Annotated in this window: 15 protein-coding genes and 1 pseudogene; 4 read left to right on the top strand and 12 right to left on the bottom strand. The window is 35.6% G+C overall.

The window, feature by feature from the left end:
• Positions 1–631 precede the first annotated feature (631 nt).
• The 6 genes and pseudogenes from ACSV4D_RS08935 to ACSV4D_RS08910 form a co-directional block, all read right to left on the bottom strand.
• Positions 632–1,429 (bottom strand): alpha/beta hydrolase, encoded by a 798-nt coding sequence (locus ACSV4D_RS08935; protein WP_439227980.1) that lies wholly within the window; start codon positions 1,427–1,429, stop codon positions 632–634.
• A 157-nt stretch (positions 1,430–1,586) separates the two neighbouring features.
• Positions 1,587–4,088, bottom strand: coding sequence for a glycoside hydrolase family 2 TIM barrel-domain containing protein (locus tag ACSV4D_RS08930; protein WP_439227979.1), 2,502 nt, complete (start codon positions 4,086–4,088; stop codon positions 1,587–1,589).
• 29 nt (positions 4,089–4,117) lie between these two features.
• Positions 4,118–4,987: a family 16 glycosylhydrolase gene (locus tag ACSV4D_RS08925; RefSeq protein WP_439227978.1), complete on the bottom strand. Its 870-nt coding sequence runs from the start codon at positions 4,985–4,987 to the stop codon at positions 4,118–4,120.
• A gap of 25 nt (positions 4,988–5,012) precedes the next feature.
• Complete coding sequence (locus ACSV4D_RS08920) at positions 5,013–6,131, bottom strand: Zn-dependent alcohol dehydrogenase (protein WP_439227977.1); 1,119 nt, start codon at positions 6,129–6,131, stop codon at positions 5,013–5,015.
• A gap of 241 nt (positions 6,132–6,372) precedes the next feature.
• A pseudogene (locus ACSV4D_RS08915) lies at positions 6,373–6,630 on the bottom strand (alpha-L-fucosidase C-terminal domain-containing protein); the annotation flags it as partial.
• Positions 6,631–6,781: 151 nt separating this feature from the next.
• Entirely contained in the window at positions 6,782–7,057 is a 276-nt protein-coding gene (locus ACSV4D_RS08910) for a sulfatase-like hydrolase/transferase (protein ID WP_439228038.1), read from the bottom strand.
• Between the two features lie 453 nt (positions 7,058–7,510).
• Here ACSV4D_RS08910 and ACSV4D_RS08905 point away from each other — a divergent pair, with 453 nt between their 5' ends.
• From ACSV4D_RS08905 to ACSV4D_RS08890, 4 genes are read left to right on the top strand one after another with little or no spacing between them, the layout of a single operon-like run.
• Positions 7,511–9,031, top strand: coding sequence for an alpha-L-fucosidase (locus ACSV4D_RS08905; RefSeq protein WP_439227976.1), 1,521 nt, complete (start codon positions 7,511–7,513; stop codon positions 9,029–9,031).
• Position 9,032: 1 nt separating this feature from the next.
• Entirely contained in the window at positions 9,033–10,355 is a 1,323-nt protein-coding gene (locus tag ACSV4D_RS08900; protein WP_439227975.1) for a family 43 glycosylhydrolase, read from the top strand.
• 20 nt (positions 10,356–10,375) lie between these two features.
• A complete protein-coding gene (locus ACSV4D_RS08895; protein ID WP_439227974.1) occupies positions 10,376–11,239 on the top strand; it encodes a family 16 glycosylhydrolase in 864 nt (287 codons plus the stop codon).
• Positions 11,240–11,288: 49 nt separating this feature from the next.
• Positions 11,289–13,049, top strand: coding sequence for a sulfatase-like hydrolase/transferase (locus tag ACSV4D_RS08890; RefSeq protein ID WP_439227973.1), 1,761 nt, complete (start codon positions 11,289–11,291; stop codon positions 13,047–13,049).
• 239 nt (positions 13,050–13,288) lie between these two features.
• On the opposite strand, the gene ACSV4D_RS08885 is transcribed toward ACSV4D_RS08890, so the two are convergent.
• From ACSV4D_RS08885 to ACSV4D_RS08860, 6 genes are all read right to left on the bottom strand, one after another.
• The gene (locus ACSV4D_RS08885) at positions 13,289–13,588 is read right to left on the bottom strand and encodes a hypothetical protein (RefSeq protein WP_439227972.1); all 300 of its coding nucleotides are present in this window, start codon (positions 13,586–13,588) and stop codon (positions 13,289–13,291) included.
• Positions 13,589–14,011: 423 nt separating this feature from the next.
• On the bottom strand, positions 14,012–15,829 hold the full coding sequence (locus tag ACSV4D_RS08880) for an arylsulfatase (RefSeq protein WP_439227971.1): 1,818 nt from the start codon (positions 15,827–15,829) through the stop codon (positions 14,012–14,014).
• 15 nt (positions 15,830–15,844) lie between these two features.
• Positions 15,845–16,837 (bottom strand): Kelch repeat-containing protein, encoded by a 993-nt coding sequence (locus ACSV4D_RS08875; protein ID WP_439227969.1) that lies wholly within the window; start codon positions 16,835–16,837, stop codon positions 15,845–15,847.
• Position 16,838: 1 nt separating this feature from the next.
• Positions 16,839–17,975, bottom strand: a complete 1,137-nt coding sequence (locus ACSV4D_RS08870; protein ID WP_439227968.1) for a hypothetical protein — start codon at positions 17,973–17,975, stop codon at positions 16,839–16,841.
• A 9-nt stretch (positions 17,976–17,984) separates the two neighbouring features.
• Positions 17,985–18,650 carry a hypothetical protein gene (locus tag ACSV4D_RS08865; RefSeq protein ID WP_439227966.1) on the bottom strand — a complete coding sequence of 222 codons (666 nt, stop codon included), beginning with the start codon at positions 18,648–18,650 and terminating at the stop codon, positions 17,985–17,987.
• A 7-nt stretch (positions 18,651–18,657) separates the two neighbouring features.
• Entirely contained in the window at positions 18,658–19,377 is a 720-nt protein-coding gene (locus ACSV4D_RS08860; RefSeq protein WP_439227964.1) for a hypothetical protein, read from the bottom strand.
• Positions 19,378–19,398 lie beyond the last annotated feature (21 nt).

Genomic DNA, 19,398 nt, shown 5'->3' with positions numbered 1-19,398 from the left:
ACTGTTAATTTTTTCAAAGTGGTTCAATAAAAATTGGTCTAACTTATAATTCTACTTGGTATAAATAATCTCCCAAAGCTGCTTTGGAAATAAAATGTTTTTTACTCAAGACCTATGATATATTTTCATATGCCTATTGCAAAACTTCTAAGAGATACGTGTTCGTTTTCATTTCCCCGCTCCACGATCTTTCCTTTAACAAACAAAAGTTATTAAATACACGGACTGCTGTGAAGAATCAACTACAAACAATCACAGATTCAGATTAAAGATCGAAGAACAATAGAAATCCAGAGGATTTCAATGCTTATAGAAAGAAAAACACCCCTCACATACGACCCCGAAGGAGTTGAAAAAAAAAAAAAAAAAAACGATTGTATCATTTTATAAACATTTGATCTTTTCAAGGTCTAGCTAATGAAACTAATCGCATTTTAGCATCCTTTTAGCTTCAGCTGTTATGGAAATAAGTCGTTATTTTTAGCCCTGATCGAAGCGGCATCCTCTTGTGTTGCGATAGCTTTTACACAAGAGATATAGCGTAGAGCAGGACGGAAAGTTCTTGAAAACAATAGCATTTCTGCTCCTAAAAAAAAAGCGAACTCCTTTTAATTAGGAATTCACTTTGATTTTAAAATTGATTGAAGAACAACAAACTGTCTTTGATGTGTTCTTGCCAATACGGCCATTCGTGAGCACCTTCAAATTCTTGGTAAGTATGTGGGATGGTATTAGCTTCCAAAGCTTGATGCAACCGTCGATTGTAATCAATGAGCAAATCGTCTTTCCCACAGTCAAAACGAAATGGCGGTAGCTTATCTCTGTTTTTTAGCTGCAACCCAAAAACATCTTCGTTAATGCTGTCCGCTTGATTGTAATTGCTTTCGTCTTCTTCGACAAACAAATGCATTTGGTTTTTATTGGTAATTGAAGAATGTCCCGAAATGGCATTATAACGATTGGGGAATTTAGCACCCAAACGCAAGGCACCATAACCGCCCATGGAAAGTCCTGAAATAAACAATTTAGATTTATCACTCGTACAATCAATATTTTCTCTCACGGCATTAATCACATCATCAACAATCCATTTTTCATAATTGGCGCTATTATGCGGCAAATAAGCGGAACCATCGCCCCACAATCCATCGGACGGCATCGCAATTACCATAGGCTTTATCAATCCTTGCTCTATCATTTGCAAGGCAGTAAAATGAACTCCTGCTTTGTGCGCCCAAATCCAAGCACTACCATAAACACCGTGTAAGAGTGTTACGATAGGCAAATCTTTGACATCTTTCATTGGTGGAACAAAAACGCAGATATCCCCTCGCCCGTTCAGATTTTTAGTTTTCACGGTGATGAAACGAAGGTTGTTGCTTTCGAATTCTGGGTTAGAGATTTCGGTGGTTTTGAATTTTGATTCCATATTTTTACTTTAATACCATTATTTTAAACAAGACGATTTTAGAAAGAATTAAAATCTGTTCTTATTTATTAGCCACAGATTAAAAAGATTAACACAGATTAATTCTTTTTATCCTTTTAATCTGCGGCCTAAATTTTTTCAAATTTAATCCCATTTATTACTTTACTTCTAGTTCAGAACTCGTTGCTTTCAAATTCTTAGTCGTTGTTGTAATGGTTATATTCCCTTTTTGAGTCGATTGTGCAAAGATAACCGCTTGTCCATTAAAGAACTTTCTTTTGGGTTTAGATAAGTTTTGCATGTTTACCGGATCACCATTTCCAGCTGCCAAAAACGCTCCTGCTCCACTAACTTCAATATCCATATCGTCATTAAAATGTGGACATAAATTCCCATCTTTATCTACTACTGAAACCACAAAAACGCCTACTTCACCATTGTTTATGGTTTTAATTTCTGGTTGAATTGTAATATGATCAGGAGCACCCGCAGTTACTCTTTTAGTCTCTGCTACTTTTTTGTTGTTTTTATCGTAAGCTAAAATTTTGGCTTCACCTGGTTCGTATATTACATCGTCCCAAATAATAGCATAGGCTTTGAATAATTCCCAATTTCCACCACCTGAAGCTTCTCTAGCAATATTGTCTCCTTCAAAACTTAATTTTGATAATGGCTGTTTGGTTTTGACTCCGTAACTTTTCCCGTTTACAAACAATTCTGCTTTATCATACGAAGTATAACAAACCACCGGAAAAGATTTTGCTTCCTCTTTGTTCCATGTCCAATGTGGAAAGAAGTACAATACTTTTTCGTCTTTTTTCCACTGTGTTTGATACAAGTAAAATTTATCCTTTTCTAAACCTACAAAATCAACTGGTGCAAAATAAGAACTACGTGATTTAGCATCGTGATAGGGTGATGGTTCTCCTAAATAATCATAACCAGTCCAGACAAATTCCCCATAAACAGAGGTGTTTTTTTCTTGAGCTGCAAATTCTTTGTACGCAGGATAGCCCCAAGGCACATTAGTGGTTTCATAATTACCTGGATGTCCGTCAGGAAACACAATTGTATTCGCTGAATCCCCTCTTTTACCGTGAATAGTATCAAAAACAACCGGGAATTTGTAACTGTTACGCACACTTACAGAACCTCCTGTTTCACTAGCATAAAATTTCAAGTTTGGATTCTGTTTACGAATCGCCGCGTACACACCTGGCTTGTAATTAAAACCTGCCACATCGACTGTAGTTGCCATTCCGCTATCAATTGCATTTTTAGCAGAGTTGAAACCTGCTGTTGTAGCACGAGTAGTATCTAATGTTTTTACAATTCCGTTTAAGTAAGCCGTAATTTTATTAGGATCATGTTTGTACTGCTCCATAATTTCGTTACCAATACTCCACATAATTATTGATGGATGATTTCTATCTCTTAAAATCATATCCGTAAGATCCGTTTTTGCCCATTTGTGAAAATGAAGTCCATAACCGTTAATTACTTTTCCTAATTGCCATTCATCAAAAGCTTCATCAATCGCTAAAAGTCCCATTTCATCACAAACATCCAGCGCTTCTGGTGCTGGTGGATTGTGTGAAAAACGGATCGCATTCACTCCCATTTCTTTCATTTTAGTCATTTGTCTAACAAATAACTCGCGATGAAAAGCTGCCCCTACAGGACCTAAATCATGGTGCATGTTAACTCCATTGAAACGTACTTTTTTGTCATTTAAGTAAAAACCGTCCACTTCATAACGAACAGAGCGAATTCCGAAGCTCGTTACGTACTGGTCAATTTCTTTGTTTCCTTGATAAACTGATGTTTTTAACTTGTATAAATTCGGTGTTTCAAGACTCCATAAATTAGGTTTTGAAACTTCAAATTCTTCCGAAAATTTGGTTTTTGCACCAATTGTTATATCCTTATTTTTTGAAGTAACTACTTTTCCTTTGCCATCGATAATTTCATTTTTCACCGTATAAGTACCAGAACCTTCTAGTTCCAAATCTAGTTTTACAGTAGCTCTTTTTTTAGAAATTACAGGTGTTGTTACAAATGTACCCCAAGTTTTAACATGGCTTGTATTGGTCTTTATCAATGAAACTTTTCGGTATAAACCAGCCCCTGGATACCAACGGGATTGACTGTTGTAATTTTCTAATCGAACAGCAATTGTATTCTTACCTTCTTTTAAAAATGGTGTTATATCAAAGTAAAAAGAAATATAACCAAAAGGTCTTTCGCCTATATATTGTCCGTTTACATATAGCCTTGAGTTGCTCATCGCACCATCAAACAATAATTGTACTTTTTGCTGTAAATCAGCGGCTGTAACATGGTATTTTGTTCTATACCAGCCTACTCCTACATATGGTAAAGCTCCACTTCTTCCTGTGCGGTAATGAGGTTTATTTTCTCCATCTTGAATAACCATGGTTAGTTGTAAATCATTAGCAAAATCAAATTCTCCCTTTACAGCCCAATCGTGAGGAACTGTTACCGACTGCCAATCACTGTCATCAAAATTTTCTTGAAACGAAGCTCCCGAATCATAATTGGTGAACTTCCATTGTTTTAGAAGCTCTACCGTTCTATTTTGAGCAACAGATAAATTGATGGCACAAATAAGGAAAAAAGCGGATGTATATTTTTTCATCTTTTATAATTTTATTAAACCTCCAAGGTTTACTTTTTTGCGTTAACTAGTTTATAAGTTCGTATATAATCAATCAAGGCTGTTCTCTCTTCTTTAGTTGCACTAGCTACTTTACCACCATCTTTAGGAATTGGGTTCCAGTCATAACTTTCGATAGAAAAATGTAAAAACATTTCTTGATCAAAATCAACAGGTGGTTTTAGTGTGTACACATATTTTCCGTCTAGGTAAAACAAAAGTTCGGTTGGACTTTTCCACCAACAACCATACGTATGAAATTCATCCGAATTTTTCACTTCAGGATACATCATCGCTTGACTTCTTTCGGCTTTATTACATTGCGTTTCTCTATGAATGGTATTAGAGTGCATTATTTTATCCCATTTCTTACCCCATTCTTCTGCTAATGGTGAAACTACACCTATAGATTCGGTTATATCAATTTCATGCTTTTTATCACAAGTATTTTTTGACATTAGCCAAAAACCTCCACCCATTTCGGTCTTACTCATTTTGAATCGAGATTCAAAATAATTCCCAAATGATATGGGTAAATTAGCACGAATAATTCCGCCATAATAATCGTAAGTAACTGGTTTAGCATATTTATTACTCACAAAGCTCTCGGGTAACTTCCCTACTTCAATGTTCATAAACCCTTCCTTGACGGTCACAGAAGATTCTTTAAAAAGTGCAGGAGGTCTCCCTATCCAACCAAAATCAGGATGTCCTTCAGGATCTGCAGCCCACTTTTTTTTATCTAATAGCTTACCGTCAAATTCGTCTGAAAGATTGTTTATTTTCTCCCACTTTTTTCCTGTAGGAGCTTCAATTTGTGCAGACAATGAAGTGGTTATTAGTGTGCCTATTAGTAAACTACAGCAAATTTTATTTATCATCATTTAAATTTAAGAAGTGTAAAACTTATTCGAAAACAATAACGCCTTTGGCATTCTTACCTGATAACATATCATCAAGGGCTTGTTGTAAGTTTTCTAATGGATAAGAATTGGTAATCATTTCATCAAGTTTAATTTCTCCTTTTCTATAATGTTCCACTATTATTGGGAAATCTTTTTGAGGGTTGCATTTTCCATACAATGGATTGATATACTTTTTATCCCATTCGAATAAAGACATATCGATTAAAACCTCTTCTTCAATGCCACTTACTTGAACAGCTGTTCCTGCATTGCGAATCATAGCCAAAGGTGCTGCTCCCAAAGCTGGAATAGCAGTACACTCAAAGGCATAATCAGCACCGCGACCATCTGTCATTTCTTTTACTTTTTGAGCTGCTTTTAGCAAACCTTTATCATCTCTGTCAGCTAAAATGGTATGTGTAGCACCAAATTCAACCGCCATATCCAACCGTTGTTGGTTAATGTCGATTGCTATAATTTTGGATGCTTTGGATACTTTAATTCCTTGAATCACATTAAGTCCTACTCCTCCAGTTCCTAAAACAACAGCGGAGGAATTAGCCTCTACTTTCGCAGTATTAACAGCAGAACCAAAACCAGTCATTACTCCACAACTCACAATACTAGCAGCAGGAAAAGACATGTCTTGAATAGGGTTTTTAACTACCGCAGACTCTTTTACCAAAGTATACTCTGATAGTGTTCCAATATTGAAGGAACGGATTATAGGAGTTCCATTCCAAGTAGTTCCCTCTATGTGCGCATGTCCTGGTGTATATCCGTTTCCACCTGCTACTACAGGAGAATTATTTTCGCAGATATGTTCGTTTTCATGTTCGCATTGAAAACATTTACCACAAGGTGTAGCCCAATTTAAAATCACAGCATCACCTACTTGAACGCTTTTTACATTAGAACCAATAGCAGTAACAATTCCCGCTCCTTCATGTCCCATAACAATTGGTTTTCCCCAATTCAAAGAATCGTGGTCTGTATGACACAAACCTGCGGCTTTGATAGCTACTAAAACCTCATCTTCTTTTGGGTTTTCTACCGTTATAGTTTCTATTGAAAATGTTCCGTCTCCTTTAGCGATTGCTGCCTTACAATTTAGACTCATATCCTTTATTTGATAATTAATAGTTATAAACGATAAAATTACAAACTAAGCTAACCTTAAATAGTGCCTATTTCATCAAAAAAATAAACTATTAGATCATTAATTCCTAACTTTACTAAAAAAAAGAACAATATTGAATACAAACACTCTTTTACGTACTAATTCGCTCTACTTAATAAAAAGCCTCTAGAATATATTTCCAAAGACTTTAACGATAACAGTTCAAGCTTCATTTGGTTAATTATTTTTTAAACTCAATCTTAAAAACGTAAGCAGACTCACAAGGTTTGATACCTTTTACATCTATGCCCAATCCTTCAACCGTTTGTTTCCAGTTGATTTTATTTTTTCCACTTATAAATTGTACCGATTTAACTGCTTTTTTTTCATTAGGATTATTTAAAGCCAATGATATTACGTAATAACTTCCCGTTTCTGACCAAGCTAATGCCGTTGCGTATAATGTATCTTTATTTGTCGTAAAACGAATATCTTGTGCTACCGCATCTTTGTTTTCTTTTTCAGTAGGATTATCTTAACTTATTTTGGTAGGATCTTCACCATAGATTCTCCACGGTCTAGTTTCGAATATAGTTTGACCATTTATCTTATTCCATTTCCCCATATCAGTCAAAATAGCTTTGGCTGCATCAGGAAGGCATTGTTTTCGTAAAAAAGGCAGCCTCACCATTAAAATATTCAAAACCATATACTCCTGAATGGTGTGGATATTTCCCTGCAAGAATACCGTTTCTTGAAGGCGCACAAGCAGGTGAGTTACAATACATATTAGGGAATATAATCCCCTCTTTGCCAAGCGCATCCAAATTTGGTGATTCTACATACCCTAGCGGACTGTCTTTTTTTCCAGTAGTTACTAAGTTATAATCCCCATTAGAGTGTTTTCTCTGATCATCAGTTAAAATCCAAAGAATGTTAGGTTTCTTTGATTGACTTTATGTAGTAGTTTTCGGTGCTAGTGACACCAAACTCACCATTGCTAGTGCAATTAATTTTGTTTTCATAATTGTATAGGGTTAAATTGAAATAGTAATTGGTTTTTGTTTAAAAAGATAAAAAAAAAGACCTACAGTTTTATCTCTTTAAATTTCTTTTACCAAAAATATTCATTTCCATTCGTTAAAAGGTTTCCAATTGTATTTATCATCACAATAATATGGTTTTTAGAACTATTATTTACTGATGAATACATTTTAAAAACTGAGTTTCATACAAACAACTTGTAAATTTTGTCTGCAATAAAAATAAGATTTGATTTAAAAGCTACCACATTTGGGTTTTTTAAGTTTTTTCTAGTTTGATTATTGTACTTCTTCTTTCAAACGACTTATATTTAAACTTTATATTAAAAATAAACAATGCAAAAAAAGAACTCGAAATTTTTACTAAGCTGTATTTTATTTATTATAGCTTCAACTCAAGTATTTTCTCAAAAATTCCAGCCCGACTGGGAGAATTTAAAAAAACACAAAGCAGTTCCAGGATGGTTTGCAGACGCCAAATTAGGTGTGTATTTTCACTGGGGAATTTATTCTATTCCTGCTTCGGGGGGCGAATGGTACGCTCGCTGGATGTATGTTCCTGACCGCGTGGGTTGGGGAAGTGAAATTTATAAAAACCACCGAAAAGAATATGGCCCCAATTTTCAATACCACGATTTTATTCCGCAATGGAGAGCTAATAAATTTAGCGCAAAAGAATGGGTTGATATGTTCGAAGGAATGGGAGCCAAATTTATTGGATCGGTAGCCGAACATCATGACGGATTCTCACTTTGGGATAGCAAAGTTAATGAATGGAACTCGGTAGATATGGGTCCTCATCTCAATATGGTAAAAGCCATCAGTGAGGAGACCAAAAAAAGAGGATTGAAATTTATGGCTACTTTTCACCATGGTTTCAATATGATGTTTTACCCTAAAAAAGAAAACTCTTTTTCATTACCCGTGAGCAGACATATTATTGCACAAGAAAACCCTGAAGTACCCCAAGATGCAAAATACCGAAAACTTTATGGCAACATGAGTTATGAGGAAGCAAATAATCTCTGGTTAGCCAAACTAGACGAAGTCATTAACGAATATTGTCCTGATTATATATGGATGGATTTTGGAGAGCGATACATAAAAGAGTCCTATCGCAAACAATTTTTGTCCGATTATTTCAACAAAGCAGCTTCCCTGAATAAAGAAGTTGTAGTCAATACCAAAGGGGATTTCTTCCCAACTGAACTGGCTGTTGTCAATGTCGAAAGGGCTATAATGGAAGATATTACCCCTAATGTTTGGATTACCGATTTTATTCTAGGGAGTTCTTGGTGTTATGACAAAACAAAGCGCACCACCATTGATCCCCAAAAAGCCATTCGAATGTTGGCCGAAGTGGTGAGTAAAAATGGGGTTATGCTTTTATCGGCAGGTCCAATGGCAGACGGCACCATGCCCGAAGAACAAGTACAAACCATGGCTAAAATAGGAATTTGGATGAAATTGTATGGTGAATCCATATACAAAACCAGACCTTTTGTCTCTTTTGGAGAAGGAACAACAGAACTAAAACGTGATCCTAACGATGCTTGGAATGACTACGGTGCTATTAAAAAAGGTTTAGATAAATTAAACGAAAACGATGTTCGCTACACTCAAAACGGAAAAATAGTATATGCCATTCAGTTGGGTTGGAATTCTAAAAATGCGAATCGAACCCTTGAAACTTTTGCTGCAAAAGGAAAAGAGTTGAAAATTAAATCGGTTTCTGTTTTAGGAAGCAAAGAGTCTATTAAATGGAAAAAAACAGCCAAAGGCCTTGAAGTAAACCAACCCAAAATAAAACCAGCCGAAGCAGATGCTGCCTTGGTGTATAAAATTGTTTTAAAATAAAATGAAAAAAACAATTCTCAAAATAAGCGCAATATTGATGCTGCTTCTAGCGAACCTAATTTTGGGTCAAAACCCAATTGTACCAGCCGGAATGTACATTGCCGATCCCGAAGCCCACGTTTGGAAAGACGGTAAACTATATCTTTATGGTTCCCGCGACGAAAGTGACGACCATTGGTGTTCCTACTCCCATCATGTTTTAAGCACGAGTGACATGAAAAAATGGACGGTAACCGAAAATGCTTTTGCTTCCAAAGGACCAAACGATCAGGTTCCCTATCATGACGAGTTGCTTTTTGCCCCTGATTGTGCCTATAAGGACGGAACTTATTATTTGTATTACTGTTCTCCCGGAAAAACAAAAACCGAAGGTGTAGCAACTAGCTCCTCCCCTAATGGACCTTTTGTAAATGGAAAAAAAATTAAAGGAGCCTATCAAATTGATCCTGCGGTATTAGTTGACGATGATGGACAAGGGTATTATTATTGGGGACAAGGCAAACCAAAAGTTGCCAAACTGAAACCAAATATGATCGAAATTGATTCGACTACCACTGTTGAACCATTAGATGCTAAAGGAAATATTGCTTTTCATGAAGGTTCCTCCATTCGAAAAATAGGGAAATTATATTATTTTGTTTTTGCTGATGACAGCCGAAGAGATAAACCTACTTGCCTAGGCTATGCGATTGGAAAATCGCCAATGGGTCCTTTCGAATACAAAGGAGTTTTGATAGACAATTTTGATTGCGATCCAGCTTCATGGAACAATCACGGTTCTATTCAAAATTTCAATAATCATTGGTATGTTTTTTACCATCGTTCAACCAATAATTCTCAAAAGTTTAGAAAAGCTTGCATCGAACCCATTTATATCAACAAAGACGGAAGTATTAATGAAGTCGAAATGACCTCACAAGGCGCAGGTAAACCTCTAGATGCTAAAGCTATCACCGAATCGGAATGGGCTTGTCAACTATCCGGGAATGTTCGTATCACTCCTTTGCCATCAACAGATATGAAATCAGAAGGATTGTCTGCAATACAAAATGGTGATTATGTTGCTTATAAATACCTTGATTTCAAAAAAGGAATCAATGGTTTTGAAATTAAAGCAACTACTGCAACTCCACTTACGATTGAAATTCGTCAAGATTCTAAAGAAGGAAACATCATTGGAACCTGTGTGATTGAACCTAATGCTAATTATCAAATAGCGACAACTACTATAAAAAACAGCTTAAAAGGGAAACACAGTCTTTATTTAACCTTCAAAAATGATAACAGTACAACCAACAATATTGACTGGTTCCGATTTTATTAAAAAGTATAATTATAACAAATATGAAAACCAAAATTACCTTATTTCTCGCTTTTGCATTTTTGTCAAATGCCCATTCACAAGATTTAACCATCCCACCAAAAAAATATGCCGATTCTATTAAATTGGAAAAAGCACCTAAACGCTTTAATGATAAATTCCCTCTTTCAGATCAAAAAAATGCTACTAAATGGACTTTGCTAAAAGAGTCCTCAGATGAATTTGATTCAAAAAAATTAAATGAAACCAAATGGTTCCCGAATAATCCAAAATGGAAAGGAAGAGCACCGACTTACTTTCATCCTTCGAACGTTAGTTTAGAAAAAGGGGAGTTAGTTATCAAATTAAATCAACACAAAGACGAAAAACTACCCGAAGGTTTTACGCATTCGACTGGTTTTATCGTGAGTAAAGAGAAATTCTTGTACGGTTATTTCGAAGCCGAATGTAAGTTAATGGACGCCCCTTGGGTTTCGGGTTTTTGGATGAGTAATAGCACAAAAGATTGGTGGACTGAAATTGATATTTGTGAAAATGCCCCTGGAGTGGTTCAAAACCGACATGATTTAAATTCTAATATCCATGTCTTTAAATCTCCAGAAGACCAAGGAAATGTAAAATCACATTTCTCTAGAACGGAAAAGTATTATTTTCCAAAAGAATTACAAGCCGATTATCATGTTTGGGGATTAGAATGGACTGCGGAATATATTCGTTTTTACATCGACGGAATCTTGTTTAGAGAAGCTAAAAATACACATTGGCATCAACCATTAGCCATTAATATCAATTGTGAATCAAACAAATGGTTTGGAGCCTTACCGGATGACAAGCGTCTGGATGGCGAAATGCATGTGAAGTATTTTAGAGCTTGGGAAAAAAAGTAATCATAAAGTTTCTTTTTTTATTTCAAAACAACAACCAAAATAAGTAATTATGACTATTTCCAGACAGTACCCCATTTTATTCTTACTATTTGCAGTACTAAATTTTTCTTTTGTACCAAAATGTATAGCACAGAAGAAAAAAAATGTTGTCCTAATTTTAATTGATGATTTGAGTCACCTAGGTGTAACTTCTTATGGCGCAAATAAATTATCATCTATTAAAGGATTATTCGAAAACACGGTATTTAAAACTCCCAACATTGACAAAATAGCTAATGAAGGTGTTCGATTCAATAATGCGCATGCCTATCCATTATGTGAAGCCAGTCGAATTGCGTTAATGTCAGCAAAATATAATTCTCGAAACTTCCTACGCCCAAAATCACAACACCATTCCGATATCACAATAGGTGATATATTTAAAAAAGCAGGTTATGAAACTGGGATTTTTGGAAAATGGAAACAAACAAGAGGAACAAATGAAATTCCGGGCACCCAATATATTTATGAATTTGGATGGAATGAATTCACCTGCTTTGATGTAACCACAGAAGGACAACGATTTATCAATCCCAACTTAGTAGTCAATGGAAAAACTGTTGATTATACAGGACGAACCGATTTAGATCCAGAAACAGGTCGCAGATGGTATGGCCCTGACATTTGTAATCGCGCCGCCTTAAAATTTATAGACAAAAATAAAGACAAACCCTTTTTACTTTATTACCCAATGCTATTGGTTCATGATGACCATAAACCCACCCCTGATACGAAACCCAATTCGCTTTTTGACAACTTCGATGAAGCCAATAACAACAAAAACGGACATACGGGTGACGATCAGAGATATTTCCCAGATATGGTAGCATACATGGACAAGCTCATCGGAAAAGTAGTGGCTAAATTAGAAGAAAATCACCTGAAAGAGAACACTATTATCATCGTAATGGGAGATAACGGAACAAAAGAAAGCTTTACACACGTATATCCAAACGGTACTCTTTATCCTGGACGCAAAGGTGGAACATCTGATAACGGTACTCATGTACCCTTAGTAATTAGCGCTCCCTCTTTAATTAAAAAACCATTTCAATACAATGGAATGACCGACATTGTAGACATTTTACCTTCTCTTTGCGAAGCTACGGGAATTGAAATGCCAAGAAAAAATGAAATTGATGGTGTGAGCTTTTGGAATAATGTAATTGTAGGCAAGCAAAAACATAGAGATTATATTTACACATGGTACAATAACAACCAACTCTACACAAACGAAACCGAATTATTGCGATTCATACACAATGAAGATTTTAAATATTATGCTCCTACTGTTGAATTTCCTCAGGGTCGCTTTTTTGATGTGAGAACGGATCCTTTTGAACTTACAGGCGATCATTACATTCCCCGAAAATTCAGTCTTCGATTGTATGAAGGATTAAATGTAAATAAATTAACAACAGAGCAAGACAAAGCCTATCAGTATTTAAAAAATGAAATCAAAAAGTTTGATTTTGTAGCGGTAAAAAAACTGGAAATCAAGACCAAACCAGAAAATTGTACCGTTGGACAGTCTTTGCAACTGACACACCAAATATCCCCAGCTAATGCCACCCGAAACAACATTATTTGGTATTCTGATAATCCTAAAATAGCTTCTATCGATAAGTTTGGAGTGGTAAAAGCACATCAAAAAGGCAAAGTAACCATTAGCATCTACTCATGGGAGGATGCGTTTCCGTTGGCTGCTAATGAAAAGATTACCTTTAAAAAAGAAGGCATCAAAGATTCGTTTGAACTGACGGTAAACTAGCTTCTATTTAAATTCGATTCCTTAATTACAGTTTATCACATTTTAAAAACAAATAGGAAATACAACTAGAAAATTCGAATCAAAACCCCAAAAGGGGTTGCCGTTTGATAAAAACCATTATCAGCTAATGGTTGTGAAATTCTTATAATAGAACCAATAACACAACAACAAAAAAGTAGTAAGCCTAAACTTACTACTTTTTTTATTTCTCTATTTGTTTTCGGGAGAGCGTAATGGAATTACTTTTTCCAATAGGCATTAAACTCAGCCATTTTTTCTTTACCAAGTAATTTATTTACCCTTTGAAAATGAGCCGTATTAATTTCTTTAATTTTTTCAGCTTCATCTTCACTTTCTAATTTTTGATCTTTTACTTCTTTTACTTTCGTATTTTTTTCTTTAACAAAAGTTCTTAATTGATTTGCTTGTTCATCTGGTAAGCTTAATTCTTTTATAGCTCCTTCAATATTTTTTTGCTGTTGCGCATTTACCGATAATGTTAGCATTAATAAAAATGCTGATACTACTATTTTTTTCATGGTTATTTAGTTGTTTAATTATGAAAGTCAAATTTAATCAACTTGAATTCTTTAACTTTTCATTCATATACTAAAATGAGTAAAAAAAACATTTCAGTTGTTCAAAAAATCATATGCTCCTATTTTGACTAATTCTACATCAGAAAACACTTAACTACAAATAACAAATAGTAGTTTTCAAACTGCTTAAACATAGAAGTTTATACAATACTTAATTTTATTATGTATCAAATGTGCGTGAAGGATTGAGGCTTGCTAACAAATTAGCGAGTAAAGCCCGACATCATGCTATAAAGGAACCTATAACCTCAAACTACTTTAAGTCCCTTTGTAGTATGGTGGCACGTCCAAATACTTTCAAAAAAGATTTCGAAAAAAACTCGAGATAATTACTCCAGAGGTTTCGCTGAAGAAAAGTTGCAGTTATATTTTCTTGATATAAACATAATAAGCGACATTTTCTTCGCCTTTGTTATCAATAAAACTAGCCATTAAAGTGGTTTTTCCTGGCTTTAAGTGTACTTTAAAGTTAGCTGCCATATCAGTTGGTGCTACGTTCACTTTTTCTTTTACAGTATTACCAAAATTGATGGTTGCTGTTACATAATTCATCACTTTCCCCTCTGGAACTTCTTCTTCAAGACCAGAAAGTTCTTTTTGGGTAATGGCTTTCGCCGAAGCGTTTATGGCCAAATTAGCCTCTAGGGGATATCTTCGTAAAGAAACTTCGAAAATACCTTCTTCAAGTACATTGACACTCCAATATCCTGATCCTTTTTGTCCAACACGAATGCTTGGCTGATTCCAAGGTTGTTGGCCGTTTTCAGCATGAACATCATGAGCTGTTAAGGCAATAGGGTTTTCTAGTTTGTTGCCTAATTTAAAATAAACTTCTTTGTCGAAATCTACAGATACTTCTTTCCACCAATTTTCATAGAAAGCTCTCATTTCAGCCACTTTTTCTGGGTGTTGAGAGGCAATATTGTTTTTCTGCCCTTTGTCATTTTCAATGTTGTATAATTCTTTCCCGTTGATTAATCGCCATTTGTTTTGCATCACTGCAGAAGATCTCCATTTTTCAGGATTTTGAATTCTCTGAGAATCGGTTAACAACATACGATTGTCAATGGTTTTAGTCCCTTTCAGTAAAGGAACAATACTTTTTCCGTTTAGTGTTTTATGGCCTTTGGGTAGCTCAATACCACAAAGTTCTGCCAACGTAGGCATAATATCGAGTTGTGCTGTCAACTCGTGAATATCCTTAGAAACCGAAATTTTTCCGTTTTTCCAGTATATAAAGAAAGGTACTCGATGTCCTCCTTCATACTCACTACCTTTGGTTCCACGCATATCGGCATTGTAGCCTGTAATATTTGTTCCTTTCCCTTGATATCCTGCCGAAGTGCCGTTGTCTGTCATGTATATCAAGATAGTATTATCGGCTATTTTAAGATCGTTTAACGTTTTACGGAGTTTTCCAAAATTATCGTCGATATTGGTAATCATACCATAAAACCGCTTTTGTTTGTCTGTCAACACCGTTGCGGGCAAATCCTTATATAAATTATAATATTCCACAGGCACATTATAAGGTCCGTGAGGGGCATTGGGAGCTAGGTAACAAAAAAAAGGTTTGTTTTTATTGCTTTTTATAAAACTAATGGCTTCTCCAAAAAAGACATCGGTACAATATCCCTTGTATTTTTGGGGTTCACCGTTCTTAAAATAAGTATCATCAAAATAGGTATTACCCCAATAATCAGGAGTTTGCTCAATTCCCCCACCCTGATGCATAACAGTTTGCTGAAAACCCCTGTTCTCGGGTTTGAAATCATAATTATCACCCAAATGCCATTTTCCGAAAGCTGCTGTAACGTAACCTGCCTGAGTAAACATATCACCTAAAGTTTTCTCGTCTTCGCGCAGCAATGACCAACCACCAACGGTATGCCATACACCTACACTATTAGCATAACGGCCGGTCATTAGAGAGGAACGTGTAGGCGCGCAGGTTGGTCCAACATGAAAATCAGTCAGATGAAAACTTTCATCATAAAAAGAATCAATATTTGGTGTTTTAATAATTTTATTTCCCGTTGCGCCTATGTCTCCATATCCCTGATCATCTGTTATAATCAGAATTACATTGGGTTTGTTATTTTTTGTTATTTGTGCTTCATTTTTGCAGGCGCACCCCAAGATAAACACACTCAAAAATACCTTAATTTGTAAAGTTTTCATTTTTGCCATTTGAAATTAGTATTTTTCAATTGATGTCAATTCTGGCGAACCTCCTCTTTTACCACTGCCGGATGCGATGTACAAAGCATCTTGATAAACAACTATTCCTGAACCATGACGCCCCCTTACTAATGGTGGAAAAACGCGCCAGGTATTAGTTATTATATCCAAAGCATCTACCTCATTATGAGCCACATCCTGCCGTACAGACTCGCCTCCTATCACCAGAATTTCGTTGCGATACACTGTTGACATTGATCCCGCTCGTTGATTAGGCAAAGGGTTTTTTAAGGTTTCCCACCTATCGCTTTTAATGTCATACACATCTACCTGACCAATGGTTTGGGAAAAGGTTTTATCGGGTGCCTTGGACTGTCTCCCCCCTAAGACATAGATTTTCTCTTTTGCCAATACAGCCTGAAAATGATCCCTTGCTCGTGGTGCATCTGCCAATATTTTCCATTTTCCTGTTCTGATATTGTAGGAGTCTAAAGATTTTTGGTGACCACTCCGATGACCATCAATAATACCACATGACATATAAACGATATCTCCTTGAATAACATTTCCCGTAGAACCTCGCAATCGTGGCTGCGGAATAGTATCTCCTATTGACCAAATATCCGTTCTAGTATCGTATATGTAAATATTAGGAACGGGAGTTTCCCCAGGATAAGACCCTGTTAATGCACCTAAAATATAAACTTTCCCCCTATAAACTATAGGCTGAAAGTGATGTAATTCGATAGGCGGTTTGGCCCCTTTTGTCCATTTTTGAGTTTGAACATCAAAAATACTTACAGGTCTAATTCCTCGACCGCCCAATAAATACATTTTTTTATTTACATTGACAAAAGCTGCCTCGTGACGCGCTATTGGCTGTGAACCATCAGTAGCGGTAAGCATTGACCAAAATCTATTGGTAGTAGTTCTAGGTGCTGTTTTTTTACTACAAGCTGTAACTAGGATAAGAAACAGTATGCCTAAGAATACATTTTTTCTATTCATTTTAATTAATTAGTCGTTCTTGGTTCAAAATCACCGAACTCACAAAACCTCCTGCATCGGGAAAAGTAATCGAAATTGTATTTTTAACTTCCTTAATTAATCTTATATCAATTGGAATTGGAATTACTCCAAAAAATTGCTCTCTTGGAGCCTGGTCATAACCTGCCCAATTATTCGGTACACTAACCTCTGTTCCGTTAATAGTCACTATAGGACTTTTACTCAATTGATGTACTCTTGAAATCCCCATTCTGATGTAAGCTTTACCGGTATTACTGGCTACTGCTTTTTCAATTTCGAAAGTCAAAGGCTTGTTGGCTTCTATTTTTTGTAAATAAGTTGTCGCGTAATAATTTTCTTCATTCAACTTATTAGAAAATTCTATTTTTTTGGTATCACAGTCTAGCACGACGGTTTCTCCTGCTTTAAGAACCAATTCATCTAGCTTATTATTTTTCATATATTGCAATTGCGGGATTCCCTTTTCGTCCAAAAACAACTTACGGATACTCACCTTATTAATTAATTTAGAGCTGTTATTAGGAAAATCTAAATTTACTTTTTGCTCACTATCGTCTAAGTTATTTACAGCTATAAAGGTCTTTCCATTAGAACGATACCCACTTACCTGAATGTCGGGATTATTAGAACTAATAGCAATATTCTTTCCTTCTACCCCTTTCCATAATTCATAAAACTTAACCAAATGTGTTAATTGATAGCTGCCGTCGGGCATTTTACGACTTATAACCCATGGATAGGGATTTCCTTCGGTATTTTTGGGATCTTTATAAAACCAAGGCGCTCTCCCTACAATAAAGGGAACTGCCTTGAGCACGCGATCAGGTTTGTCTAATAGGGTCATTAAAATTTTATTATAGGATAATAAACAGGTACCGTCACTCTCAGGAGAATACGGTTTTCCTTGCATGCCCTTTGCAGTATAACCGTATTCTGAAATTAAATGCGGTTTTACTTTTGCCCATTTTATATAACTATAAGCTTCTATCAAATCTAATATTGCTTCCGAATTACTCCCTGAACGATAATTAAAAGCTCCCGTTACATTGATACCATCATAAATATGAGTGGCAAAGAAATCCATACTTTCTCCTGCAATATCCATGAAGGTCTTCATTCGGGTATCCTAAACAGCAAAATTATTTTTTTCGTACTCCGGCCAAGCCGCACTATAACCACCAACCATAATATCCGGCACTTCGGCATGCACTTTATCAGCAACCACTTTATGTAATTTTGACATTTCAACAATCACACCCTCTGTTTCCAGATAAGTTTTCACAAAGTCAATCGCATGAACAAAAGGCTCGTTCATAGGCTCATAATACTTTGGTTTTACAGGATAGGCCTCTTTAATAAAAGCCGCATTGTATTGCGCGATCTTATAAAAATCAGCATTCATTTGAAAAACTTCTTTAGGATGTGCTGTAATTATCAAATCCCGGGTAGCATATTCCTTAAATAGTTTTGCTGCTTTGATGTTTTTATTGTTGCGAGCAGCAGCCTCTTTAGCATTGCCAACACTCAAAACACTACGATCTTTTCCAAAGGGCCTGGGTGCACCAAAATTACGTCCGAATTTAATTCCTAAATCTCCAAAAAGATAATCTGCATCATCTGTTAAATCACCATCTGTATAGGAAAAATGAGCTGAAAAATATTGCTCTCTGTTTAATTCGGTTGTGGTTCCATAGAACTTTTGCGTGGTCAAATCAATTGTCACTCTATTGTTTTGTGCAAATCCGAATCCTGTAATTAATAAACTTACTCCTAAATATAATGATTTGACCATTTTGTTCTTATTTTCTAAATGTAATTCCGGTAATTTCTTTTGATTTTACTTTCTTATCTTCAAAATCTTTTTCTGTTCCAAAATTCAACATAAATCGATAATTATTTCCTTCCAAATCTGTTTTGATTGGCACTTTAAGCTCTTGGGTACTATTACCCGGAGCTACTTTTATTCTATCTGAAGCCGAAATCCATGTGGTTCCATTCCAAACAGAAACTTGTATCTGCTGCTCCTTACTAAATTGACAATCCACTTCAAACCCCAATAGATCTGCACTTTGAAGCACGTTAGGTGTTAAAGCAGAAAAAGACGCATTATCGGCAAATCGAAAATCCTCATCTGTAAATTCAATATTATTCACTACAATTGAAGCTTTGGTGGTTTTCCAGTCTCCATCTCGCTCTCTTAAAGCCAACATTAGACGATATCCGTCTCCTACAGAAATTGGGTTAGTAACATCCAATTTTATCTCTAGTATTCCAGGTCCTTTTTTAACCGGTATTTTTTTACTCAACCAATATTTAGCAGGTCCTTGTGTCAGCTCTAAATTCACATCACGATCTGCATCTGCTAGATAACCCACTGTAAAAGAATAACTATCATCTTTTTTATATTTTACTGCTACAGGTTTTACATATAACACTTTTTCAATCCCTTGAGCAACTCCTGCTGCCGAAAAAAATATTGTCAAAGTAATTCCAAAAAATAATTTCATTCCTTTTTTCATTGCAATTCTGTTTTATTTAGT

Origin of the sequence: Flavobacterium sp. ARAG 55.4 (assembly GCF_051846875.1) — a bacterium.
GTDB lineage: Bacteria > Bacteroidota > Bacteroidia > Flavobacteriales > Flavobacteriaceae > Flavobacterium > Flavobacterium plantiphilum.
The sequence above is the reverse complement of the archived record's forward strand: the minus strand, read 5'-3'. Positions and strand labels throughout refer to the sequence as shown.